The sequence below is a fragment of the Empedobacter sp. EJD.6dd genome, assembly GCF_057369435.1.
Map to the genome: position 1 here is coordinate 1,473,394 of NZ_CM170667.1, position 26,939 is coordinate 1,500,332.

Genomic DNA, 26,939 nt, shown 5'->3' on the forward strand with positions numbered 1-26,939 from the left:
ACGCTTACAATTTAGTAATCGCAATTTGCGTCATCAATCCATTAATTTCAACCTCTGTTCCATTAGCTACTTCATCTTGTAAAACAAGATCTTCTGTTAATGTCTCAGAACAAATGTAATCTTTGTTTTGCTCGACTGCATTTACGATTGATTCATCATTTTTTAAGTTAAGTATAATTTTGTCGGTTACTTCTAATCCAGTTTCTTTTCGTAAATTTTGAATTCTATTTACTAATTCGCGTGCTACACCTTCGTTAATTAACTCTTCAGTTAATTGTAAATCAAGCGCTACAGTTAATGTAGAATTAGAAGCTACAGTCCATCCTGGGATGTCTTTTGTAGCGATTTCAAAATCTTCTAAATCTAAAGTTAATGTTTTGTTGTCAATTAACAAATCTATTTGACCTGATTGTTCTAATTTAACAATTTGTTCATTCGTCAATTCAGCAGTAGCAGCCGAAATAGCCTTCATTTCTTTTCCATATTTTGGACCTAAAGTCTTGAAATTAGGCTTAATAGATTTTACTAAAAGATTTGAAGCTTCTTCGTTTGTTAATAACTGTATTTCTTTAACATTAACTTCTTGTTTCAATAATTCTGATACAGCTTCTAAATTTGCTTTCATTGTATCATTCAACACAGGTATCATTACTTTTTGTAATGGCTGACGTACTCTATTATCGCTCAATTTACGAAGTGATAAAATCATACTTGTCGCTGTTTGTGCTAAATGCGTTTGCTCTTCCAATTCAGGTTTTATTAACGATTCATCTACAACAGGGAAATCTGCTAAGTGAACAGATTCTGCTGCATTTTTACCAGTTGCTGCATTTAAATCTTTGTACAAACGATCCATAAAAAATGGTGCAATTGGTGAACCTAAAATCGCAACAGTTTCTAAAACTGTGTACAATGTTTGGTAAGCAGCAATTTTATCTTTCGAATAATCACCTTTCCAGAAACGTCTTCTTGATAAACGAACGTGCCAATTTGATAAATTATCAATCACAAATTCTTGAATTGCACGAGCAGCTTTTGTAGGTTCATAATCTGATAAGAAACCATCTACTTTTTTCGTTAAGGTATTCAATTCAGAAATAATCCATTGATCTAATTCTTCTCTTTCATTTACAGGAATTTCTTCTTCTGCAAATGAGAATCCATCTACATTCGCATATAAAGCGAAGAATGAATAGGTATTGTATAATGTTCCGAAGAATTTACGACGAACTTCGTCTACTCCAGCAATATCAAATTTTAAGTTTTCCCAAGGTTGTGCATTCGCAATCATATACCAACGCGTAGCATCAGGACCATAAGTTGCCAATGTCTCAAATGGATCTACTGCGTTACCCAAACGTTTTGACATTTTTTGACCATTCTTGTCTAAAACCAATCCGTTTGACATTACATTTTTATAAGCTTTCGAATCAAAAACTAATGTTCCGATTGCATGTAACGTATAGAACCATCCACGTGTTTGATCGACACCTTCTGCAATAAAATCAGCTGGATACATTGTTCCGTTATCAATCAATTCTTTATTTTCGAATGGATAGTGAACTTGTGCATAAGGCATTGCTCCAGAATCAAACCAAACGTCAATCAAATCAGCTTCGCGTTTCATCGGTTTTCCAGACGCAGAAACTAACGTAATTTCATCGACAACATTTTTATGTAAATCGATTAAATCATAGTTTTCTTCTGTCATATTTCCAACTTCGAAATTTTGGAAAGGATTTGATTGTTGAATTCCAGCCGCGATAGATTTTTCAATCTCAGCAACTAATTCCTCAACAGAACCTATTACAGTTACTTCATCACCTTCTTCAGTTCTCCAAATTGGTAATGGAATTCCCCAATAACGAGAACGAGATAAATTCCAATCGTTCGCATTTTCTAACCAGTTTCCAAAACGTCCTTCTCCAGTCGCTTTAGGTTTCCAATTGATTTCTTTGTTCAATTCAACCATACGATCTTTCACTTCCGTTACTTTGATGAACCAAGAGTCTAATGGATAATATAAAATTGGTTTGTCTGTTCTCCAACAATGCGGGTAACTATGTTTATATTTCTCTACTTTGAATGCTTTATTTTGCTCTTTCAATAAAATCGCAATTTCTACATCAACCGATTTTTCAGGAGCAGTTCCGTCATCATAGTATTCATTTTTCACGTATTTACCTCCATAACCTTCTGGTAAATCTGCTACAAAACGACCTTGTAAATCTACTAATGGAACAGCATTTCCATGAATATCTAACACCAACATCGGAGGAACTCCAGCATCTTTCGCTACACGTGCATCGTCCGCCCCAAAAGTAGGTGCTGTATGTACGATACCTGTACCATCTTCTGTTGTTACGAAATCCCCAGGTATTACTTGAAAAGCATTCTCTACATTTTCATAAGGTAAAGCCCATGGTAATAATTGCTCATAACGCGTTCCAACTAAATCAGAACCTTTGTACTCACCTACAATTCTGTAAGGAATTGTTTTATTTCCTGCTGCATAAACTTTAAAATCTTCTTCTGTTTCTGCTAAGAAATATGGTTTTCCAAATTGTTTTGAAACTAATGGTTTTCCTAAAATAACTCGAATTGGTTCAAATGTATATTGATTAAATGTTTCTACAACAACATAATCGATATTAGGACCAACTGTCAACGCTGTATTTGAAGGCAAAGTCCAAGGAGTTGTTGTCCAAGCTAAGAAATAAACATCTCCATCAAAATCATTAAATAAATCTGTTGATTCTTTCTTTACTTTAAATTGAGCAACAATCGTTGTATCTGTAACATCTTGATAAGTTCCTGGTTGATTTAACTCGTGCGAAGATAAACCTGTACCAGCTTTTGGAGAATATGGTTGAATTGTATATCCTTTGTACAACAAATCTTTGTTGTAAATTTGTTTCAATAACCACCAAACAGACTCCATATATTTAGGTTTATACGTAATATACGGATCTTCCATATCTACCCAATAACCCATTTTTTCAGTCAAATCATTCCACAAATCAGTGTAACGCATTACTGTACGTTTACATGCTTCGTTGTATTCTTCAACTGTAATTTTAGTTCCGATATCTTCTTTGGTAATTCCTAATTCTTTCTCAGTTCCCAATTCTACTGGTAAACCGTGCGTATCCCAACCAGCTTTACGGAAAACTTGTTTTCCTTTCAACGTTTGGAAACGACAAAATATATCTTTGATAGAACGTGCTAAAACGTGGTGAATTCCTGGCTTTCCGTTTGCAGAAGGAGGTCCTTCATAGAACACAAAAGATGGATTTCCATCGCGCGTAGAAATACTTTTCTCGAAAACATTATTCTGTTTCCAATCTTCTAACGTTTCTGTTGAGACTTTTACCAAGTCTAAGTGCTTATATTCTCTAAACTTTTTTGCCATCGAATTCTTTGTTATTTCTTCTAAATCAAGGAGTGCGAATATAAGAAATTTTTACATATTTTTATCGTTATAGAAACGAAAATCATATTAATAATTGCTTAAATTTATCCCATTAATATTGAAATTTTTATTTTTTGATAAATAACAATAAAAAATATATTTAATTCAATTTTAATCAATCAGTTAAAACAACATCCCATACTATTTTCATATGAAAAAGGTTTTCAAATATTATTCGATATTATTCATTCTTTTACTTTTTGCAAGTTGCTCCAAAAACGAAGATTATACTGTTTTAATCCCAACTGATGCAGATTTTGTAGCATTAATTAATCCAAAATCAATTGCAGAAAAAGGTAATTTTCAGAAATTAGATCAATATAAAATTTATCAATTAGCAGAAAATGAATTAAAAAATCAAGATCCAACTTTTGATCAATTACTTAACGATATAAAAAGCAATCCAACTTCTGCAGGTATAGATATCATCAGTCCAATTTATCTTTTTGGACAAAAAATGAATGGTAAAAACATGGTTGCGTTGATTACCAATATGCGCGACAAAGATCAATTTGAAGAACATTTATCAACCATATACAAAGGACTATATAAAAAAAATATTTCGTTTGAGAAAAAAGAAGGTTTTACGACAATTTCTGGATTCAATAAACCTTTTATGACTTGGAACAAATCTCAATTTTTATTGATTGTTTCTGAATTTGGCGTTACAGAAAAAACGATTCAAGATTATTTTACAAAAATTATTAACGACAAACATTCACTTGCAAAAGAGAATAATAGTTTTGGAGATTTTGTCAAAAACTCGCAAGATATTAACATTTGGTACACAGGGAATTTCTTGAAAAACTTCTCTAAACACGAAAATTCTGAAAAGAAAAACCTTGATTTCACAAAAAGTTCTTGGGTAAATTTTATTTCGTTCACGTCGGACGGAATTAGTTTTACACAAAAATTTCATCCAGATGCGATTACAAAAGTTGAATTGGAAAAACATCCGATGTGGAAATCTAAGATTAATACAGACTTTTTTAAATATTTCCCAGCACAAAGTTACATGAATATTGGACTTGGAATTTACCCTGCAAACACACGATATGTATTCGAAAATCAAAATTTCTTAACTACTTTTTTAGAGCAATACGAAATTGATTTAAAAACATTAGAACAGAGTTTTGAAGGCGAGGCTTTGTTTAGCATCTACGATTTTGAAATTGGAAAAGCATTCAATCCAACTGATTTTTTTGGAAAGAAAGAAACTTTTATTAAGCAAGTTGTTTATCCTCAATTTGTATTAGGAGGAAAAATGAAAAACGATCTTTTCTTCAATGAGTTTATAAAATCTCATCAAGGAAATATTCAAAAAATTGGACCTTATTACAGGTTCCCAATTTCTACAAATATGAAGATTTATATGACGTACAAAAACAATTTGATGTACATTACAAATAATCAATCGATCATGAATCAATATTTGAACAATATGGTAAGTTCTTCAAATTTTGTCACTTCAGAATATGCGACAAATGCCTCAAATCCGATGTTTGGTTATGTGAATATAAATTTTGATCAATATCCAAAAGAGGTTCAGAATTATATTTATCAACAAATTCCGTTCGGAAACACAAAAGAAATGCAAACGGTTTTATCATATTTTGATCACATTGATTATCGAGTTTCGAATGAATATACTAAAACTGGAAAAATACACATGAAAAAGACAGATAAAAACAGTTTAGAAGTGATTTTGTTACTTTTAGATCAAGCTTATTCTTTATTTTTCAATCAAGCGCAACAACAAAATGGAAATTAAAATCAGCCAACTTGTTCCTCATCCTTTAAAAGAATTTGGTTTTGAACAATCTAAAATTTGGAAAAACGAGTATACTTTTTCCAGCGGAAAAATTTATCAAATCGTCGCGCATTCTGGTGTTGGAAAATCAACATTGATCAACATTTTATATGGCGATAGAAAAGATTATGATGGACAAGTATTATTTGATAATCAAAATATCAACACGTTCAAATTAAATGATTGGACCAAAATTAGACGCAAAAAAATTGCGTATGTTTTTCAAGGTTTACATTTATTTGAAGAATTAACCTTAATGGAAAACATTCAATTAAAAAATGTATTAACACAACATCAATCTGAAAATAAAATCATCGAATGGATTGAAAAAGTTGGTTTAAAAAGTCACTTAAATCAAAAAGCGATTCATCTTTCTTATGGTCAACGTCAGCGAATAGCTGTGATTCGTGCACTTTGTCAACCATTTGATTTTTTACTTTTGGACGAACCATTTAGTCATTTAGACGAAATAAATCAGCAACTTTTAACTGATTTAATCACCGAAGAAGCTGCAAAAAATAATGCAGGAATCATTTTCACCAGCTTACACGAGATTCACGATAAACGCCTTTCAAATGTCATTCAACTCTAATACTTTAATCGAAAAATTAGTTCGTAAAAACCTAAGTTTCTTGCGAATTACAACCTTTTGTTTTTTCTCTATCATCGGATTTTTTATTTTGATTTTAGCTGGAACAATTTATTTAGATTATGCTAAAAACTTTGGAGAAGATAGTTCGGTTTGGAAAGCAAATTATGTGGTTTTAAACAAAAAAATATCGTCGTTGCAAACTTTTACAGGTGAAAAACCAAATTTTAGTGAAGATGAAATTAATGATTTGAAATCTCAAAATTTTGTTGCAAAAGTTGGAACTTTCAAAAGCAGTCAATTTCCAGTAAAATTACAAGTTGGTGGCGTTGTTGGAATTCGAGGTTTTTCGACAGATTTATTTTTCGAATCTGTTCCAGAAGACTTTATCGATGTTAAAGAATCGGATTGGAAATGGAAAGAAGGACAAGACTTTATCCCGATTATTATTCCAAAAAGTTATTTGAATTTATACAATTTTGGTTTTGCTACAAGTCAAGGATTACCACAAGTTTCAGAAGGTTTGTTTACCAAAATTCCTTTTCAATTAATTTTAGGAAAAGGAGAAAATCAAAAAAATTATCAAGCAAGAATTGTCGATTTCACAACAAAAATTAATACCATTCTGGTTCCAGAAAACTTTTTGGAATGGGCAAATCAAACGTATGCACCTCAAAAAAGTTCAGCACCATCACGAATTGTAGTTGAAACAAAATCGCAAGGAGATGAAAATGCTTCGACTTATTTTGAGCAACAAAATTATGACATCAACAAAGATGAATTGAAAAATAATGAATTGACCTATTATTTGAAATTGGCTTTTTCGTTGGTTTTATTCATTGGATTAATCATCGTTTTTGCTGCAATTTGGCTCATGATTATCAACTTTCAATTAATGATAGAAAAAAATAAACACAAAACGAAAGATTTATTTTTGATTGGATACAACATCAATCAATTGGCTCGTCCATATCTTAAATTTTCGATTATTTTTATGTTAATCAGTTATATTATTGCTATTCCATTGGTTTATTTTGTTTTGAATATGATCAATGAAAAAGTTGGGAAATTTATGACAACAGAAGCTTCGCACGTTTGGGAAGTAATCGGTTTTGGATTAATCATCGTGATTATTTTATACCTTATTAATAAAATAATCTTGACACAATCGATCAAAAAAATTGCGCTAAAAGATTAAAAATAAAAAAGGATTCTGAAAATTTTCAGAATCCTTTTTTGCTTATCTAATATTCGATTAAAACGAATATCCTACACCTAAAGAGAATGAATGATTTTTCACATCTGCTCCTGTTGCTGTACCATTGTTTGTATTTTCAGTAATTTTAGTTAATCCCATATAATATCTTGCTCCAACGTTAATATTGTCAGTCACATTATATCCCAAACCAAAGTTTACACCAAAATCAAAATTCTTTACATTATCTTTAATATCTGTTGTATGAGCCTCCGTAAAAACCGTATTATTTGCGTAAGTATCTATTTGATCTTTATTACTTGCATACATATTAAAGCCAAATTGTGGTCCAGCTTCAATATTAAAACGTGATCCTCCTGGATAATATTGAAACATTACAGGAACTTGAATATAATCTAATGTTGTTTTATTTTTAGTTTTAACCGTTGTATTTCCTGCTTCTACAACTTCGTCCTTATACTTTCCTCCCATTCGAGTAAAATTAACCTCTGGTTGAACAGCAAAACGATCAGTTAATGGAAAATGTCCATAAACACCTGCGCTAAATCCTACTTTATAATCATTATCATTTACATCTTTTCCATTAAAAGAAGACATATTTACACTTGATTTGATACCAAATTGTGATGATGTCGTTTTTTCTTGTGCGCTCAAACTTACAACACCTAACATTGCAGCAGCAATAAAAAATAATTTTTTCATCTTTTTAAAATTTTATAGTTCTAATTATGATGTATGCATAATTTCAAGTCTTATGCCAAACTATGTTAAAATATTAAATATTAACACATAACATATTCATATAAAATGCTTTAATATTAAATTTTTAACATTTTTTAAAATGATTTTGATAAAAAAAGCTACATCGAAAGATGTAGCTTAATCAATTATAAGTTATTATTTGATTAGAATTTATAAGCAAAACCAACTGCTACTGCACTTGAAGCAGCGTCATATTTTACGTTTCCAAACTCTCTTTTAGATTCTAAACCTTTGTATGCTGCATAGACATCAAAATTAGCCCCTGAATAACCAACTTTAGGTTGATAATATAAACCTCCTTTCCAGTTATCTCCTGTAGCAAAAGCATAACCTAAATCAGCTCCAACGAAAAAGTTTTGAGCAACATCAAATTTAGCTGAAGCAGCTAATGGAATAAATCCATAATCTTTACCTCCTAAATCTTTGTATTTACTATCTGCAATAAAATGATCATATCCTGTAGCAACCCCTAATCTTACATTAGAAGCAACTGGATGTAAGTATGCTAAATCTACACCTAAGTTGAAAGAAGAATAATCTGCCGCATCACCTACTGGAATACCTACGTGAACTCCTCCTTCTACTCCTGTTGTTTGCGCTGAAACTCCTACCATACCTGCTACTGCGAAAGCAGCTGTTAATAATACTTTTTTCATTTTTATAATGTTTTAAAATATTTACAATTTTGTTAAACTTATTTGTATAATTTCAATTTATGTGCCAAACTTGATTTTTAAAAACCAACAAAAAGCATAAAAGACAACAAATACTTAAAAATCAAAATATTATTAAACAAAAAAGCTCCAAAATTATTTTGGAGCTTTTTACTTTTATTAGGTTTGAACTATTGCCCAACCATTTTATATAAAATATTTTGTTGTTGCTTTGCATAATTCGTGTCAATTTCTGCCGCAACACCTATCATTTCGTCTAAATAATTAAACTGATTCATGATTTTTGCTTGATCTGCAGCATCAACTTTTCCGTCAGCCACAACTTCTTTATATAATGTTTCGAATTTTTTCAAAACAGGATTATAAGCTGATTCAAAAACTTTCAATGCTTTATCCTTGTCTCCTCTTTCTCCTAAAGCTGAAGCTTCGTTGTAAATAGACATCATCAAATCATTTTTAGCAGATGCTAAATCAGATCCAATTGAATAACCTTTTCCAGAAGATAGAGACTCGAAGAAATCAATTTTAGCATTTGCTTCTTTACGAACATGTGCAAACAATTCTTGTGCTTTTTTATCCTCTCCTGCTTTCAAATAAATTCCTGCAATTCTACTTACTCCATATCCAATATCGTATTTTGCTAAAGCAGGTATTTCTAACATAACTTTATCCAATACTTGAATCGCTTCTTTTTTACGTCCAGCATTTAATAGATCATCTGCCAAACGAACCGCAGTATTTCTATATGTAGAAGAATAGTTACGTTCTGTTAAACTAAATGAAGCATCAGGATTATTGTATCCAGACCATTTGTATGAGTTAAATGTTTTTAATAACATATCGTTATCAGAAGCTCCAATAATTCCACCTTTTCCGAAAGGTGTATAAATCGGAACTAATTTATAACTCATTCCTGCATTCAGTAAATAATCATTCATGTAGAACGTATTTTCTGGATCAGAAATTCCACCTCCACTGAAATAAATAGGACGATCCCAATTATATTTTGCCATCATTGACAACAACATTAAATTGTTTTTGAACAAGCTTGATGCTTTGATATTAATTGTAATAGAATCTACCATTTTATCTGCATCTTTAGGATTTACAATTCCATATTTCAACGCATTTGCTTTGTTTACAGGAACTACAATTTTAGAAACAGGTAAATAATTCGCTCCACCAATTGGGTATCCGAAGTAATCCGCTAAAGCTTGTTTTTCTGGAGATTTATTATCTAAGATAAAATCCATCGCTTCTTTTGCTGTCATGCTATCTGTTACCAAATATTTCTGCAATGGTTTTAGATTATTGTAAACCGTCATTACTTGATTTGGATCAATTTCTGGATCAACAAAGTATTGTCCTACTTGATCAATTGGCATTTTACTTAACGATTCTAACGTTTGATTAGATTCAGGTTTGATAAAACTATTTAATTGATCGAAAATATTTTTAATAGAACCTCCAACGACAAATATTTGATCATTTGTTCCCGATTGATAATCTTTTGGTTTCAAATCACTTGAAATTGCCGCTGCATTATACGTTTTGCGTAATAATTGCTCTAAATTCCATGGAGAAGCAGCTAACGTTAAATTCGCTATTTTTACATCATCACGGAAGTTTTCTGTTTCTTGTAATCCCCAAAGTGGATAAGTATCATTATCTCCATACACAAATAGAATAGCGTTTTTGTCTAAAGGATTTAGATAATTGTAAGCTAAAGAATAAGCAACAGAACGTTCAGAACGATCGTGATCGTCCCAGTTTTGAGCTCCCATTAAAATTGGAATTCCAGCTAAAATTACAGTTGTACCGATTGCTAAAGAAGGTTTTAATTCTTGCTTCATTAATTTCTGAATCAATAAATAAACTCCCTGTACACCTAAACCGACCCAAATAGAGAAGGCATAAAAACAACTTACTAAAGCGTAATCACGCTCACGTGGCTCGAAAGGTTTTACTGATGTATAGAAAATAATTCCGACACTTGTTAATATAAATAGTGATAACAATGCCCACCAATTAACGAAGTTTCTATTTAATTGTGTGAATAAACCAATTAATCCTAAAATTAATGGTAACATGAAATAGACATTAGTTCCATCATTTTTGTATTCATCTGGTAATTTTGATTGATCTCCTAAACGAGGGTTATCAATAAATGGAATACCTGAAATCCAGTTACCTTTTGTGATTTCGAAATTCCCTTCTAAATCGTTTTGACGACCAGAGAAATTCCACATAAAGTAACGGATAAACATATAGTTTATCTGATAATCAATAAAATAATTAAATTGTTCACCAAATGTAGGAGGTTCAATATCTAAAATCTCTCCATATTTTTTAAGTTCAGCAACTTTTAATTGTCTGTTTTGACGTTTTTCTACCAATTGTGCATACATCTGTTGCGCTTCTTGATCTCCAGCATATTTAGCATTTAAAGAGAACTTTGGAAAAGCATAAACTGCTGCATAATTTTCCATCACACTTGGATCTGGACTAAACATTTTCGGAAAAAACTTTACATATTTATCTTCGTATGTATAGTCTAAACGATCTGAAACTTTTAAATATTTTCCTGTACGCTGATCTTTGATATATTCTGAACTACGAACTGTGCTCTCTGGTGCTCCATTTGCATCGCGCTTAATTCCCTCATTTGCAATATGAGCTGTAAAAACTGGTCCGTACATCACTGGCCAAGAACCATATTGTTCACGATTAAAATAGTCTAAAACTCCCAAAGCTGTATCAGGATCATTTAAATTCATATGAGGGTTTGCATTCGCACGGATTGGAATAACCAACCAACATGAGAAGCCAATCAGCATAAAAATTACACACCAAGAAATTGTATTCAGTAGAGCTGAACCGTATTTCTGTGTTAATTTAATTGCAAAATAGAAAACTGCAATTAAAATAATTGTTGCGATAATTGTCCCTGAATTAAATGGCATTCCTAAATTATTCACCACATAAATCTCTGTTCTACCAAAGAATGTCATGACAACCGGAAATATAATTTTAAATACAAATGCTAAGATTACCAACGTAATTACATTTGCTAGAATAAAACTTTTGATCGTAAATCTATATTTACGCGCATAATAAACGAAACAAACTGCAGGAATTGATAACATCGCCATTAGGTGTACACCAATTGATAAACCTATTACCAATGAAATAATTACTAACCATTTGTTTCCTCTCGGCGTGTCAGCTACTTGATCCCATTTTGTGATCAACCAAAATAATAAAGCAGTAAACAAAGAAGCCATAGCATAAACCTCTCCTTCCACAGCTGAAAACCAAAAAGTATCACTAAACATAAAAACTGCTGCTCCTACTAATCCACTTCCTAATGCTATTATTTTTTGAGAAGTGCTCATCTCAATTGCATCTACATTAATCGGATCTTGTGTTTTAGCAAACATTTTTCGAACAAAATATGTAATTGTCCAAAACAATAACATAATTGTAACTGCACTATATAAGGCAGATGTACTGTTAATTAAAATTGCATATTTACTGCCATCTCCAAATGCTAAACCTGACCAAACGGCTCCCACAATTTGAAACAAAGCTGCACCTGGCGCATGCGTAATTCCTAATTTCGCTGATGATACAATGTATTCACCGCAATCCCATAAACTTAGGTAGCGTTCCATCGTCGAAAGGTATAAAACCGAGGCAATCAAGAACATAGCTAAACCTAAAATGTTATTCCATTTTTTGAAATTTATCTCCATCTTATTCAATAAACTATCTTGCGAAAATAAGATAAAAATTTGATATAGCTTAGGATTGAAAAGATTAAATTCTGATTAGAATCACTTTATTACAACAATGATTTTACGATTATATAAAATTTATTTTTCCGATTTCTAATCGTTTAATTATCATATTAACAAAACATCAAATGAATTAAAAACTAGATACATTTTCTCAAATAGTTTTGATACTAAACTTTTTTCATCTAAATTTGCAATGCAAAAAGCAATGCCTTTAACAGACAAAATTCTACAAACGGGCTTCACTTTTGACGATGTGTTATTAGTGCCAGCCTATTCAGAGATATTACCGAACCAAGTATCTCTTCAAACAAGATTCACAGACAATATAACACTTAACATTCCGATAGTTTCTGCTGCAATGGATACAGTATCCGAAGCAAGATTAGCGATAGCGTTAGCACGTGAAGGAGGTTTATCTTTCGTTCACAAAAATATGTCTATCGAAGAACAAGCGAACGAAATTGATATGGTAAAACGTTCAGAAAACGGAATGATTTCTGATCCAATTACATTATCTCGTCATCACAAGTTACAAGATGCTGTTAACTTAATGGAGAAGTATAAAATCTCTGGTTTACCAGTTGTTGAGGAAGACAGAACATTGGTTGGGATTATTACTAATCGTGATATTCGTTACCAAGAAAACTTTGACCAATTGGTAGAAGATGTAATGACAAAAGAAAATATCATCACTTCTGATATTGATACTGATCTTAAGAAAGCAAAAGAAATTCTTTCTCGTTACCGCATCGAAAAATTACCAATCGTTGATGAAAACAATAAATTAATTGGATTAATTACGATTAAAGATATTGACAATTTAACTGAGTTTCCTAATGCATGTAAAGACACAAAAGGTCGTTTACGTGTTGGCGCAGGAGTTGGTGTTGGTGCAGATACTTTAGAGCGTGTTCAGGCTTTAGTAAATAAAGGTGTTGATATCGTTGCTTTAGATTCTGCTCACGGACATTCTGCTGGTGTAATCAGTAAAGTTGCAGAAGTTAGAAATGCATTCCCTGGATTAGATATCGTTGGAGGAAACATAGTAACTGCTGAAGCTGCAAAAGCATTGATTGATGCTGGGGCAAATGCTTTAAAAGTTGGTGTTGGACCAGGTTCTATTTGTACAACTCGTGTTGTAGCTGGTGTTGGTGTTCCTCAATTATCTGCAATTCATGATGTACATTCTTATGCAAAAACAAGAAATGTTTCAATCATTGGAGATGGTGGAATCAAATTATCAGGTGATATTGTAAAAGCAGTTGCTGCTGGTGCTAACTTGGTAATGTTAGGAAGTTTATTTGCTGGTACAGATGAAGCTCCAGGAGAAGAAATTATTTTCCAAGGACGTAAATTTAAAGCTTATCAAGGAATGGGATCATTAGCTGCGATGAAACGTGGATCTAAAGACCGTTATTTCCAAGCTGATGCTAAGAAATTAGTTCCAGAAGGAATTGAAGGTCGTGTTCCTCACAAAGGTTCAATTGCAGAAGTTGTTTACCAATTATGTGGTGGTTTACGTGCCGGAATGGGATACTGTGGAACTCCAACCATTCAAGATTTAATTGAAAACGGAAAATTTGTACGTATCACAGGTGCTGGTTTACACGAATCACACCCTCACGATGTTGTCATCACAAAAGAAGCTCCTAATTATTCAAATTAAGAGAGGAAATTATTATAGAACAGATAGCAGGCTAATAAATTAGCCTGCTTTTTTTATGTCTAAATTTTAGCTATAAAAAAACCACCTCATAAGAGGTGGTTTAATTTATTAATATGATTTTAATTATTTTGCAAAGAATAATTTAGAATCAATTTCGTCTTTATTAGATAATTTATTAGCTGCAGCTAATCTACTTTCACCATTTAACGTTTGTTGAATAGCTGGGTATCTTAAACGAGCGGGAATATCTTTTGCTACAACATTTCCATTTCTCATTGGAGTAAAAATGTATTTAGTTGTACCATCTAACATTGTACCTTCTTCACCTGGTAATAATAAAATACTAGTGTTTGGGTAACCTGTTCTACGATATTCGTTCCAAGCTTCATCAGCTTGTAAGAATAAAGCGATATACTTTTGCGTTAATACATTTTCTTGGTTAGCAGCAGCTAAACCTGTAATATATGTTGCAATATCAGCATCAGAAACATTCCATTTTTTCATAGATTCTTCAATACCTTTGATATACTCAGCTTGGCTCCATCCTTTATTTTCTGATAATAAGAAATTTACCTCAGAAGCCTCTAATAAAACTTCTGGTCTCGTTGCATTCAATACTTCTTTAGAAAAGAAATTAAAATCTCTAAAATTCGCCACTTGAGCTTTTAAAGCATTTGTAATACCATAAGGTAAACCTACATAATTTTTAGGATCATTTAAATCTATTCCTAAACCTCCACTAGCAACAGGTTTTGCCCATTGATCAGGTGTCATATCTTTATAATTAGACCATCCTAATCCTTTTGGAGCAGCATAGACAAACATACGTGGATCTACTTTCTTAAAAGTTCCTGTATTACCTCTTAATAAATCAATTAATGTTTTATTAGGAAAGAAATCTTGACGTGGCGTTCCAGTGAAGAATGTTTTCCAAAATGGATTACCATTTGCAGAAGAGTTTTCAAATCCTAATTGTGCATTATCTGAATTATCTGTAATTACTCCTTTCGCAATTGCATCTGTAATATGATCATTTGCTGCAGGTAGTTTAGCTTTCACACGATTTGCAATTCTTAATCGTAAAGAGTTCGCAAACTTTTTCCATTTTGCTACATCTCCACCATAAATTAAATCTCCTTGAACACCAGCTTTAGATGCTGATAATTGTGCTTCTGCTTCTTTTAACTCTTTTAAAATATCTGAATAGATTTTTTCTTGACTTGCATAAACAGGAGTTTTAAATTTATCAATTTGTAACGCCTGGAATTCTGCATCTTGAGAACCATAAGACCAATAAGGAACATCACCAAAGTGAGTAACTAAATTATCAAACGTGTAAGCTAACATGATTCGAGAAACAGCAATAGTATTGTCTCCATCTGTATATCCATAGCGTACTAAATAATCAGCATCACTAGCGTACTTAATGACTTGTTGATAGTTTGCCGCAGTTCTATACAACTCAGTCCATCCTGATTGTACTTGACCTGCATCACGGTATGCATATTTATCCTCATCGATGTAAACATTTTGAGCAGAATATTGCATCCATGGTGAAGATAATCTATAATGCCACCAACCATTTCTTGATTGTTCCATTAAATATCTAGTCGTTCCGTTAAGCAAAGCCGACATTGGAACTTCTTCTGGATTATTTGGGTTTGTATTAATCTCTTCAAATTCATTATCACAACTCGTTAGTCCTACTGTCGTAAAACCTAATGATAATGCAATTAATAATATTTTAACTTTTTTCATTTCTTCTAAATTTAGAATTGTAATTTAAGATTCATACCAAAAGATCTTGTAGAAGGTAAAGAACCTCCTTCAAATCCTTGTACATTTCCAGAACCAGCTGTTGACATTTCAGGGTCAAAATTCTTGTTATCTAATCCCCATGTTGCTAAGTTTCTACCAAATGCAGTAACAACAACATTTGCAAAAGGACCTCTGAATTTTTCAGGGAAAGTATACGATAATGTCACCTCTCTTAGTTTAAAGTAATCTGCGTCAAATACATTTTGTGCAGCGGGTCCTGAATAGTAATGTACAAAATAATTTTGTGCATCAACATTCTTTGTATTTACAGCTGTATTTGTAACAGTGTATGTACCATCTGCATTTTTAGATACGTTTCCAGTTACACCATTAGATACGATTCCATTTTCACGTACTCCATTTGCAGCTGTTTCTTCTAACATACCTGAGTACATTCCAAATTGATTTGAAACAGAGAAGAATTTACCTCCTTTCTGAATATCTAATAATGCACTTAAAGAGAATCCTTTATATGAAATACTATTACGAATACCTAAATTATAATCTGGTAAGATTGATCCTAAGTTTTTAACATCGCTCGCTAAATATAGACCATCTGCTCCTACAACTTTATTACCTTGATCGTCATAAATAAAGTCAGTTCCTCTAATTTGGCCATATTTTTCACCAACTGTAGCAACTAATTGAGCATTAAATGGAGCTGTTCCAATAATTAAATTCTTTACACCGTCTGTTAAAGAAACTAATTTATTTTCATTTTTAGAGAAATTAAATGACATTCCCCATTCAAATTCTTCAGTTCTAACAGGAACAATGTTCACCATTGCTTCAATCCCCTTATTAACCATTTCTCCTGCATTCATCCACTCATTATTGTATCCTGTTTCAGGTCCTAATTGGACAGGGAAAATTAAATCAGTAGTTGTTTGGTTATAATAGGTAACATCAAAAGATAATCTACTTTTGAACATCGCCATTTCAATACCAACCTCCCAAGATTTCTTTGTTTCAGGTTTTAAGAATTGATTGTTTTTTGCTGTATTCATTAAGAACCAAGGTTGATCACCAAAACTTACACTATTGTATGTGTTGTTTACATAAACATCTCTTAATCTGTAAGGATCAGTATCATTTCCAGATTTAGACCATCCTCCACGAATTTTACCAAATGTTAACCAATTTTGTTTAATTGCTTCCGAGAAAACAAAACTCATAGTAGCAGATGGATAGAAGAAAGAGTTATTTGCCATTGGTAATGTAGAAGACCAGTCATTTCTTACTCCTAAATCTAAAAATACCATATCTGCAAATCCAAGAGAAGCTCCTCCCATTACAGAATTAATTCTTTTATGGAATGATGAATTCGTAACCGTAGAAGCTTCATAACCATTAGATAAGTTATATAATCCTGCTACAATTAATCCACCATTTGTTTGACCAATTAAACTTGATTGTTTAAAATCACGTCTATTTACTCCAGCAAATGCATTAATACTAAATTGATCCCATTTTTTATTATAATGTAAACGTCCTTCGTAGTTAACTTCAGTTAAATCTCTTCTTTGTTCAGAATAACCTGAAGTAGAAGCAGACCCAACAGCTACACGTTCTTGAACTTTTAAATCATAGTGATCAAACATTGCTTTACCAACTGCATATAAACCTGGTAAGATATCATACTTTAACTCAACGTTACCATATACACGATTACGTTTATCATTAGAAGTATTTTCGTAAATCAACCAATATGGATTATCAGAGTATTTAGGTGTCCCATCATCCCAAGAAATTCTATTCCAAGGTTTTTGTACTCCAGCAGCAGTTTTATAATCTTTCATTTCATTATAATCTAACTGACGTTGCCCAAATTGAAGCATTTTCTGCATTACTGAGTTGTCTCCATAACCAATTTCTGGTCTATTAAACGCATCAGAAACAACATAGTTCATATTTGCAGACGCAGAAAATTTATCATTAAACTTTGTATCAACAACTAAACCAACTGAAGTTCTTTCTAATTCTGTATTTGGAACAATTCCCGTTTGACTTACATTAGATAATGATAAACGAGCTGTTGTATTCTCATAAGATTTAGCAAAAGCTACAGAGTTTGTATAAGTAATTCCTGTATTAAAAAATGATTTCACATCATTTTTAGGAGCAACCCAAGGGGTTTCAACAAGATACTTTGATTTAACATCTGGATCAAAAGCATTCCAAGCTAAAACCATTTTATTTGGATCATATTTTGGTCCCCAACTCTCATCAACAATATATTGTACTAAGTTATACTTTTTACCATTTATTGTTGCTTCATCGAAATCTGGACCTGAACCACCACCATATAAGCGTTGTAGTTTTGGTATAATTGAAACACTTTCTAAAGATACACCTGTATTTAAAGTAATTTCATCACGTCCTTTTTTACCACGTTTTGTAGTAATTAAAATTACACCATTACCTGCACGAGAACCATAAAGAGCAGTAGCTGGCCCTCCTTTTAGAACACTCATTGATTCAATATCATCTGGATTGATATCAAAAGAAGCATCACCATAGTCACGACCTCCCGCACCACGTTGAGTATTCGTTGTATTATAGTTGGAGTTATCCATTGGTACTCCGTCTATTACTATTAAAGGTCTATTTTCTCCTGTAATAGAACTAATTCCACGTAAAGTAATACGTGCAGAACCTCCAATATTTCCACTAGGAGTAGAAATTTGTGCTCCTGCTACATTACCAGATAAAGCAGCTAATGGATTTGAAGATCTTGAATTTGTTAATAAATCTCCCTTTACTTCTTGCGATGCATATCCTAATGATTTTTTATCACGTGTAATCCCTAACGCAGTTACTACAGCCCCTTCTAACTCAACAGTTTCAGAAGGTTTTAAAGAAACTTTATAATCTGTTCCTGCTCCAACTGCAAATGTTTGAGTTGGTAATCCCACTGCTTCTACTGTTACTAAATCTCCTTGTTTAGCTTCGATACTAAACACTCCATTTTCATCAGTAAAAGCTTCTTTTCCTGATGTTGTCTTTACAACTGCATCAGCAACTGGAAAACCTTCTGGATCAGTTACAGTACCTGTAACTGTCTTTTCTTGTGCATATAAAGAAGCTCCTAAAAGAAGTCCTCCTAATACAAACAAGTTTTTTAAATTTCTCCTCATCTGTTAAAACATTTTTAAAACTTCCATAAACTTAAGATTTCTATAACATTTACAAAACTTTTTTATGCTAAATTTTAATAACTTTGTTAAAATATTAAAAAATTGCATAAAGTTTTATCAAATCACGAACATGAAATTGGTTGTGACGAAGCAGGAAGAGGATGTTTGAGTGGTCCAGTTGTAGCAGCAGCTGTTATTTTGGGTGAGAATTTTGAAAATGATATTATTAACGACTCTAAACAATTAACTGAAAAGAAAAGAAACTCTTTGAGAGTATTTATTGAAGAAAATGCAAAATATTGGGCTATTGGAATTGTATGGCCGAATGAAATTGATGAAATTAATATTCTTAATGCTAGTTTTTTGGCTATGCATCGTGCTATTGATCAATTAGATTGTCCGAAAGATCTTATCATAGTTGATGGAAATCGTTTCAATACATATAAAGATGTACCACACGAATGTATTGTAAAAGGCGATTCTAAATATATGAATATTGCTGCCGCATCTATTTTAGCGAAAACTTATCGGGATGAGTATATGGAAAAAATTCACAATGAATTCCCTATGTACGATTGGAAAAAAAACAAAGGTTATCCTACAAAAGCTCATCGTTTAGCAATAAAAGAATTTGGAGCTTCTCCATATCATCGAATGACTTTTAAATTATTACCAGATCAACTGTCATTAGATTTATAAATAAAAAACGCCCATCAAATTGATGGGCGTTTTCTTAATATTTAACTTTTTACTTTTTAGTAATTTTTTGTGTATAACTTCTTTTATCAGTTTTGATATTCAGTAAATAAATTCCTTTAGGATAAGATTCTAAATTTATTTTCACATCTTTTTTATTTAATTTACCTTTCTCTGTTAATAATTTTCCTCCCATATCATAAACTTGATAGCTAATGATATTATCTTTTGTTTCTACATTAACAAAATCAACAGTTGGATTTGGAAAAATATTAAACTCTAATGTATTGATCTCATTAATTCCTAAACTACTACAATTAATTTTTGCAGCCCATCCTTTTAATTCTAATCCTCCATCAGAGATAAATCGGATAGTAATAGCCCCTGAATCATCTGTTGATACAAAAGGACCTGGAATTGTATTTCCATTTAAATTTTTTCCATTTGTAAATAATTTACTTGAATTTGTGGAAGTTCCATTATATACATTCATATAATCATATACTTCACCTTTTTCTCCTGCAGGCTCAACATCAAATTCAGTAAAAGTAATAGAAACTTTTTCTCCTGCAACAAAAGGTTTAAATACCTTTAAGAAATTTTCATTTGGCGAATAATTACCATCTGCTCCACCTGAATCATAATAAATATCTCCATTACAGTAGTCTCCTGGTATTTCTATAATTGATGTTACTGGAGAAGAATTTGATGTTTCAGAACATTTATTTGCTACCTCAATTCTATAATAAGCGTTTCTATCTAAATTATCGAATGTTAAATTTTTTGTAGTTGTTTCTTTCCATTGCGCATCTGCTGCACCTATTTTCTGGAATTTATATATCCATTTTGCACCTACTTCATCATTAATCACATATGAAATACTTTGTCCATTTAATGTTCCTGTAACGGATTTGATCGTTTGTTGACACGTCATACTACAATCAGTACTTAAACAAATTTTACCATCTACTGTTGCGCGAATTAAATTACCTGGTTGTTGACCAAATCCATTAGAAAAATTAATTCCTACACCACCAATTAAATGACAATAACTCATAATTGTACCTTTATCTGCATAAGGTATAGGACCTGTTGGGCAAGTTCCTTCTGCTAATTTCGGATCATAAGTTGGTGCACAACCATCTATAGCAGTTCCATCTCCGTTCCAAGAGCAAGCATGTGTATGTGGAGAACCTAAGGCATGCCCCATTTCATGCGTCATCGCCATAATTGTCCAAGAATAAACTGGTACATTATTATAAGTCATATTAATACCTGAATATGCATAATGATATTCATTATTACACATCGAGTTTAAATATGCAACTGATGTAGTAGAAGGATAATTTACTAAATGAGCAAAATCTCCATCAAAATCAGTTCTTGTTGTTCTAAATTTATTCAATTGAGCACTATAATCACCTGTATATGGATCTTGTTCTTTCCAAATCATTACCTTAGATAATGACGTTCTAATATAATCATTCGTATAAAGCGTTGCAATATTGTTATGAATTGCTGTTAACCAATTTAGTGTTTTTGCTTCGTCTAAACCATTTTGTCTATAAGGAGCATATGCAATTTCATAATAAACACGAACGCATTTTTCAGTCATTTCATTCGTCGTTTTATTTAAAATTTTAGGATCATAATTAGGCTTATAATTTTTATTCTCTTCTAACTGATCTACTGCACATTTTATATTGTTTTTAGCTTCAATATTATAAGATGAATACGTTACATATTCTTCTGAATCTTGTAATTTACCAATTACAACATCACCTAAAGCTGTAGAAGAAGCTACCCCAATTACTTGATCTTCGAAAATAGAAATAGCAACAACAGAAGTTTTATCTCCAGCAATTATTCCTTGATAGTATAAACCAGGTTGATAATTAATTAGTTTATTATTTTGATCTACTGCTTTAAAATTATCTGTAAATAGTGCTTCATTTTTTACTAATTCTAAGCTAATTTCTCTTCCTTCAAATGGAATTGTTAATGATAAAGATGTAGGTTTTGCTTGATATAATTTAGATAATTCTGCTTTTTCTAAATTAAAAACAGAAACCCCTTTTGCAAAATCAGCAAATTGATTCCCTTTTTGTTGTATAACGTTTCCAAATACATTATAAGATTTGAAACTGCGACTTGTTAATTTAGCTTGATCTACTTTTGTAGCTATTGGTCTTTGTTGACCAAACGTAATTGTGCTAAATACAAATGCAATTAATAGTAAAATTAATTTCTTCATATTTTTCATTTTGTGTTAATTGTTGTAAATGTATTACTTTTCAATTTTTATAACAGAAAAAAAAAGAGTAGATGTTTATCTACTCTTTATATTTTAACAAAATAATTCTCTAAATCCTCACTACATCTGGAACTAATATTTCATATTTCCCTCCGTTTCGCATTACATCTCGAACTATACTAGAGCTTATATATGCTTTACCAGAAGATGTTAATAAGAAAATAGTTTCGATGTTATGATTTGTTATTGCACGGTTTGTATGCGCAATTGCTTTTTCAAATTCGAAATCGGCAGGATTACGAAGTCCACGTAAAATAAATTGTGCATTTACCTCATCACAAAAATCAACTGTTAATCCATTATAAGACATCACTTCTACATTTTCAAATTTCGCAACCGAATCTTCGATAAACTTGATTCTTTGCTCCAACGAAAACATATAATTCTTAGAAGAATTTGTTCCTATTGCAACAATAATTTTATCAAATAAAGGAACTGCTCGCTCTATAATATCTAAATGTCCGATTGTTATAGGATCAAAAGAACCTGGGAAAACTGCTATTCTATCCATGGCGATGGTCTATTTAAAGCAAATTCTATCTCGCTATCCATTAAATCTTCCAATGCAATTCCTGCGTAAGCTGCTTGCTGAGGAAAAATACTTGCAGGAGAAAAACCTGGTAAGGTATTCATCTCAATAAAATGAGGCTCTCCGTTTACAATAATATATTCTGAACGAGAAAAGCCAGACATGTTAATACATTTATATGCTTTTGCTGCAATATCTCGTACACGCTGTTCAACTTCTGGAGTTAAACGAGCAGGCGTAATTTCATCTGATAAACCATTGTACTTTGCGTCGTAATCAAAGAATTCCGTGTGCGAGACAATTTCTGTAATTCCCAACACCATAGTTTCTCCTTTGTAATTTAATACACCTACAGAAACTTCCGTCCCATCTAAGAAAGATTCAATCAAAACTTCTTTATCTTCAAGAAAAGCTTTTTGCATAGCAGCTTCAAATTCTTCTTCTTTGAACACTTTCGAAATTCCTAAACTTGATCCTGAACGATTTGGTTTTACAAAACAAGGTAAACCAACTTGATCAATAATTTCCTTTGCAGAATATTGATCTCCTTTGTTGATATAAATTGATTTTGCATGAGGAATTCCATATTTGCTCAATACTGCAATACAATCTTTTTTATTAAATGTTAAGGCAGATTGATAAAAAGGACATCCATTATAAGGCAAACCAATCATTTCAAAATACGCTTGCAAATAACCATCTTCGCCTGGCGTACCATGAATTGTATTAAAAACGACATCAAACGTAATTTTTTCTCCATTTTTTTCAAATGAAAAATCACCTTTATTGATTGGATATTTTTCGCCTTCAATTTCGGCAAACCAACCTTCTTTTAAGATTCGAACCCTTGTTCTGTCGTACTTTTCTGGATTTAGACTTGAGTAAATTAACTCGCAACTTTTCAACGAAACTACACTTTCGTCGGAGTATCCACCTGCTACAACTGCTACTCTTAACATGTTTAATTTAAAATTTATTCAAATATAGAACTTTGACATCAATCATAAATATTATTTTTAAACTATATTTGTGCGACAATTTATCATTTCAATGAAAGGAGTAAAATCAATCATTCAAGTTTTGCTGAATGTAGCTATTGTAATAGCGCTATCATTTGGACTTTACCATTTTATTTTTAACGTTTGGTTAGATTCATATACAAATCACAATGAATTTGTTGAAGTACCAGATTTATCAAAAATGAATATTACAGATGCTACAGCTAAGTTAGAAGAGCTTGGTTTAACATACGAAGTAGATAGTTCTCGGTTTGATCCAAATACGAAACCTTTTGCAATTATGGATTTTTATCCGGCTGCAGAATCGCGTGTGAAAGAAGGTCGTCGTATTTTTATTAAATCAAATCCGAAAACTTATCGTCCAGTTGAATTACCAGATTTAGTTGGTAAATCAAAACGTTTAGCATTTACTCAATTAGAAATTTCTGGACTTAAGATCGGTAAGATTATTTACGAACCAGATTTAGCTAAAGATGCCGTTCTTAAAATATTATACAACGGAAAAATTGTAAAAGCAGGTGAGCAGTTGCCTCGTTTTGCGACGGTTGATTTGGTTTTAGGACGCGGAATGTTATCTGGTGTAAGAATGCCTAATTTGGTTAATTTAACGTTGACTGAAGCAAAGAAATCAATCAAAGATAACTTCTTCGAGATTGGTCAAATTAAATTCATTGGAGCTTCGAATGATACAATAAATGCAAGAGTTGTATATCAATTCCCATTTGCAACAGACACTTACGATCAAGGTCAACCGATTGATATTTGGTTATCAACAGAACCTCGCGAAAAAATTAGAACGCAATTAAAAGAATTGGATATTCAGTACAAAAACTTTGGCGAAGATACAATTAGCGGTTCTCAATACAGAGATATTATAACACAAAAAGCTGAACAGCAGATCAAAGATATGCAACAACAGCAACAACAAAGTAATCCATCAACAGAGCAGCCAAAGCCTACAGAGGCACCAAAAGCTCCGGAAGAGATTATTATAGAATAGAAAGAGAATAAATGACAGAAGATTTAGAAGATTTCTTACAAGAGGAAGATAACAATAAACTATACGAGCATTTTTCAATAACGGTTGACAAAGGTCAATCGTTATTGCGTATAGATAAATTCTTGATGGTTAGAATTGAGAATGCTACACGAAATAAAATTCAGCAAGCAGCTGATAACGGGAACATTTTAGTAAATAATGAAGCTGTAAAATCAAATTACAAAGTAAAGCCTGGTGATTTTATTCAGATTATGTTAGAAACTCCTCCTCGTGAGAATGAAGTTATAGCAGAAAATATTCCGATCAAAATTGTTTACGAAGACGATCAAGTTGTCGTAATCGATAAAGAACCTGGAATGGTTGTACATCCTGGACATGGAAATTACACAGGAACTTTGGTTAATGCCTTGAAGTTTCATTTTGATAATTTACCATCTATGTCAGATCAAATGGAACGTCCTGGTTTAGTACACCGTATAGATAAAGACACAAGTGGACTTTTAGTGATTGCTAAAACGGAAGTTGCAATGACAAGTTTAGCTGAACAATTTGCAGCACATACTACAGACCGTTTATACAACGCTTTAGTTTGGGGAGTTTTGAGCGAACAAGAAGGTACTATTACTGGACACATTGGTCGACACCTAAAAGATCGTATGCAAATGGCTGTTTTTCCTGATGGAGAACAAGGAAAACATGCTGTAACACATTATAAAGTAATGGAGAATTTTTCTTACGTTACGTTGGTCGAATGTAAATTAGAAACTGGTCGTACACATCAAATTCGTGCACATTTCAAACATTTAGGACATCCTTTATTTAATGATGCTCGTTATGGTGGAGATCGTATTTTAAAAGGAACAACATTCAACAAGTACAAACAATTTGTTGACAATTGTTTTGCTGCTTGTCCGCGTCAAGCTTTACATGCTCGTACATTAGGATTTGATCATCCGACAACAGGAGAACGTATGTCTTTCGAATCACCATTACCAGCAGATATTTTAGATATTTTAGAGCGTTGGAGAAATTATTCGGTAAATTCTGTGCATGCTACAGAACCTGATTCTCCTATTGATCGTCACGCAAAAGAATTAGAAGATTAATTACCTATCTAAATAAAAAAGCACTTCACTTTGGAGTGCTTTTTATTTCTCATTCAATCTGATTATTAAATCTGATTAATAAATTATTCAATAAATGAAATTCACTGAATTAAATATAATCGAACCAATTTTAAAAGCAATTGAAGAAGCTGGTTATACAGAACCAACCGAAATTCAAGAGCAATCTATTCCACTTGTCTTAGAAGGAAACGATATTATTGGTTGCGCACAAACAGGAACAGGAAAAACAGCTTCGTTTGCGATTCCTATTCTACAAAACCTAACTAATACACCAAGCAAAGGAAAAAAAGTTAGAACATTAATCTTAACTCCTACGCGAGAATTGGCAATTCAAATCAATGATAGTTTCAAATTATATGGAAAACATTTACCTTTAAAACATATCGCTATTTTTGGAGGTGTTAATCAAAATCCTCAAATCGATGCTATAAAAAATGGTATTGATATATTAATTGCTACGCCTGGACGCTTATTAGATTTAATTGGACAAGGACATCTTAAAATCAATCAAATTGAGATTTTTGTTTTAGATGAAGCTGACCGAATGTTAGACATGGGATTTGTACACGAAATCAAAAAGATTATCGAAATCATTCCAAAACAGAGACAATCTTTATTTTTCTCGGCTACTATGCCAAAATCAATTCGTAAATTTTCTCATTCCGTTTTAAATCGTCCAAAAGAAGTAAGTGTTACACCTGTTTCTTCGACTGCCGAAACTGTTGAGCAATTTGTTTACCATGTTGACAAGGATATGAAAGTAAAACTTTTGGTCAATATCTTAAACGAACATCCAGAAGATCGTACGTTAATTTTTACACGTACAAAACACGGTGCAAATCGTTTGGTTAGACATTTAGAAAAAGTTGGTATTCCTTCTGCTGCAATTCACGGTGATAAATCTCAAAATGCACGTCAAAAAGCTTTAACTAATTTCAAAGAAGAAAAATTAAAAGTACTAATTGCAACCGATATTGCTGCGCGAGGAATTGACATTGATCAATTACCTTACGTTGTGAATTATGAATTACCTAATGTTCCTGAAACATACGTTCACCGAATTGGACGTACTGGTAGAGCTGGACGAGAAGGAAAAGCTATTTCTTTATGTGCTGCTGATGAGAGAGGTGATTTAGCAAATATTGAGAAATTAATTGGCAATTATGTTACCGTAATTAAAACACCAAAAGAGTTTTACAAATTACCTGATGCGAATAGCAACAATAATTTCAAAAAAACAAATACAGGTTTTAAACCGAAAAAAGATACGAAACCGAAGAATAATAATCGTAAACGTAGAAAATAAAACA

17 protein-coding genes are annotated in these 26,939 nt (G+C 32.0%); 8 read left to right on the plus strand and 9 right to left on the minus strand.

Annotation, left to right across the window (positions count from 1 at the left end; genetic code table 11):
• Nucleotides 1–4: 4 nt before the first annotated feature.
• Nucleotides 5–3,412 carry an isoleucine--tRNA ligase gene (gene ileS, locus AC2I98_RS06960; RefSeq protein WP_486413871.1) on the minus strand — a complete coding sequence of 1,136 codons (3,408 nt, stop codon included), beginning with the start codon at nucleotides 3,410–3,412 and terminating at the stop codon, nucleotides 5–7.
• Between the two features lie 211 nt (nucleotides 3,413–3,623).
• On the opposite strand from ileS, the gene AC2I98_RS06965 reads away from it, so the two are divergent.
• From AC2I98_RS06965 to AC2I98_RS06975, 3 genes are read left to right on the plus strand one after another with little or no spacing between them, the layout of a single operon-like run.
• Nucleotides 3,624–5,243, plus strand: a complete 1,620-nt coding sequence (locus AC2I98_RS06965; RefSeq protein WP_486413872.1) for a DUF4836 family protein — start codon at nucleotides 3,624–3,626, stop codon at nucleotides 5,241–5,243.
• Nucleotides 5,233–5,874, plus strand: coding sequence for an ATP-binding cassette domain-containing protein (locus tag AC2I98_RS06970; RefSeq protein WP_486413873.1), 642 nt, complete (start codon nucleotides 5,233–5,235; stop codon nucleotides 5,872–5,874). Before AC2I98_RS06965 ends, AC2I98_RS06970 begins: the two co-directional genes overlap by 11 nt.
• Nucleotides 5,858–7,069, plus strand: coding sequence for an FtsX-like permease family protein (locus AC2I98_RS06975; protein ID WP_486413874.1), 1,212 nt, complete (start codon nucleotides 5,858–5,860; stop codon nucleotides 7,067–7,069). Before AC2I98_RS06970 ends, AC2I98_RS06975 begins: the two co-directional genes overlap by 17 nt.
• A gap of 57 nt (nucleotides 7,070–7,126) precedes the next feature.
• Here AC2I98_RS06975 and AC2I98_RS06980 read toward each other — a convergent pair whose 3' ends face one another.
• From AC2I98_RS06980 to AC2I98_RS06990, 3 genes are all read right to left on the minus strand, one after another.
• Nucleotides 7,127–7,789, minus strand: a complete 663-nt coding sequence (locus tag AC2I98_RS06980; RefSeq protein ID WP_486413875.1) for a porin family protein — start codon at nucleotides 7,787–7,789, stop codon at nucleotides 7,127–7,129.
• Nucleotides 7,790–7,992: 203 nt separating this feature from the next.
• A complete protein-coding gene (locus tag AC2I98_RS06985) occupies nucleotides 7,993–8,505 on the minus strand; it encodes a hypothetical protein (protein WP_486413876.1) in 513 nt (170 codons plus the stop codon).
• Between the two features lie 188 nt (nucleotides 8,506–8,693).
• Nucleotides 8,694–12,278: a glycosyltransferase family 117 protein gene (locus AC2I98_RS06990; RefSeq protein ID WP_486413877.1), complete on the minus strand. Its 3,585-nt coding sequence runs from the start codon at nucleotides 12,276–12,278 to the stop codon at nucleotides 8,694–8,696.
• Between the two features lie 250 nt (nucleotides 12,279–12,528).
• On the opposite strand from AC2I98_RS06990, the gene guaB reads away from it, so the two are divergent.
• Nucleotides 12,529–13,989, plus strand: coding sequence for an IMP dehydrogenase (gene guaB / locus AC2I98_RS06995; protein ID WP_486414065.1), 1,461 nt, complete (start codon nucleotides 12,529–12,531; stop codon nucleotides 13,987–13,989).
• 123 nt (nucleotides 13,990–14,112) lie between these two features.
• Here guaB and AC2I98_RS07000 read toward each other — a convergent pair whose 3' ends face one another.
• A complete protein-coding gene (locus AC2I98_RS07000) occupies nucleotides 14,113–15,747 on the minus strand; it encodes a SusD/RagB family nutrient-binding outer membrane lipoprotein (RefSeq protein ID WP_486413878.1) in 1,635 nt (544 codons plus the stop codon).
• An 11-nt stretch (nucleotides 15,748–15,758) separates the two neighbouring features.
• The gene (locus AC2I98_RS07005; RefSeq protein ID WP_486413879.1) at nucleotides 15,759–18,944 is read right to left on the minus strand and encodes a SusC/RagA family TonB-linked outer membrane protein; all 3,186 of its coding nucleotides are present in this window, start codon (nucleotides 18,942–18,944) and stop codon (nucleotides 15,759–15,761) included.
• A gap of 102 nt (nucleotides 18,945–19,046) precedes the next feature.
• Between AC2I98_RS07005 and AC2I98_RS07010 the strand changes: the two genes are divergently transcribed.
• Nucleotides 19,047–19,643 (plus strand): ribonuclease HII, encoded by a 597-nt coding sequence (locus tag AC2I98_RS07010; protein WP_486413880.1) that lies wholly within the window; start codon nucleotides 19,047–19,049, stop codon nucleotides 19,641–19,643.
• 49 nt (nucleotides 19,644–19,692) lie between these two features.
• Here the strand turns inward: AC2I98_RS07010 and AC2I98_RS07015 are convergent, their stop codons facing one another.
• From AC2I98_RS07015 to AC2I98_RS07025, 3 genes are all read right to left on the minus strand, one after another.
• Entirely contained in the window at nucleotides 19,693–21,894 is a 2,202-nt protein-coding gene (locus tag AC2I98_RS07015; protein WP_486413881.1) for a M12 family metallo-peptidase, read from the minus strand.
• A 109-nt stretch (nucleotides 21,895–22,003) separates the two neighbouring features.
• Nucleotides 22,004–22,465, minus strand: a complete 462-nt coding sequence (gene coaD, locus AC2I98_RS07020; protein WP_486413882.1) for a pantetheine-phosphate adenylyltransferase — start codon at nucleotides 22,463–22,465, stop codon at nucleotides 22,004–22,006.
• Nucleotides 22,453–23,442, minus strand: a complete 990-nt coding sequence (locus AC2I98_RS07025) for a D-alanine--D-alanine ligase (protein WP_486413883.1) — start codon at nucleotides 23,440–23,442, stop codon at nucleotides 22,453–22,455. Before AC2I98_RS07025 ends, coaD begins: the two co-directional genes overlap by 13 nt.
• Before the next feature lie 70 nt (nucleotides 23,443–23,512).
• Between AC2I98_RS07025 and AC2I98_RS07030 the strand changes: the two genes are divergently transcribed.
• The 3 genes from AC2I98_RS07030 (at nucleotide 23,513) to AC2I98_RS07040 (ending at nucleotide 26,935) form a co-directional block, all read left to right on the plus strand.
• A complete protein-coding gene (locus AC2I98_RS07030) occupies nucleotides 23,513–24,502 on the plus strand; it encodes a PASTA domain-containing protein (RefSeq protein ID WP_486413884.1) in 990 nt (329 codons plus the stop codon).
• Nucleotides 24,503–24,513: 11 nt separating this feature from the next.
• The gene (locus tag AC2I98_RS07035) at nucleotides 24,514–25,608 is read left to right on the plus strand and encodes an RluA family pseudouridine synthase (protein WP_486413885.1); all 1,095 of its coding nucleotides are present in this window, start codon (nucleotides 24,514–24,516) and stop codon (nucleotides 25,606–25,608) included.
• Nucleotides 25,609–25,702: 94 nt separating this feature from the next.
• On the plus strand, nucleotides 25,703–26,935 hold the full coding sequence (locus tag AC2I98_RS07040; protein ID WP_486413886.1) for a DEAD/DEAH box helicase: 1,233 nt from the start codon (nucleotides 25,703–25,705) through the stop codon (nucleotides 26,933–26,935).
• The last annotated feature ends 4 nt before the right edge of the window (nucleotides 26,936–26,939 follow it).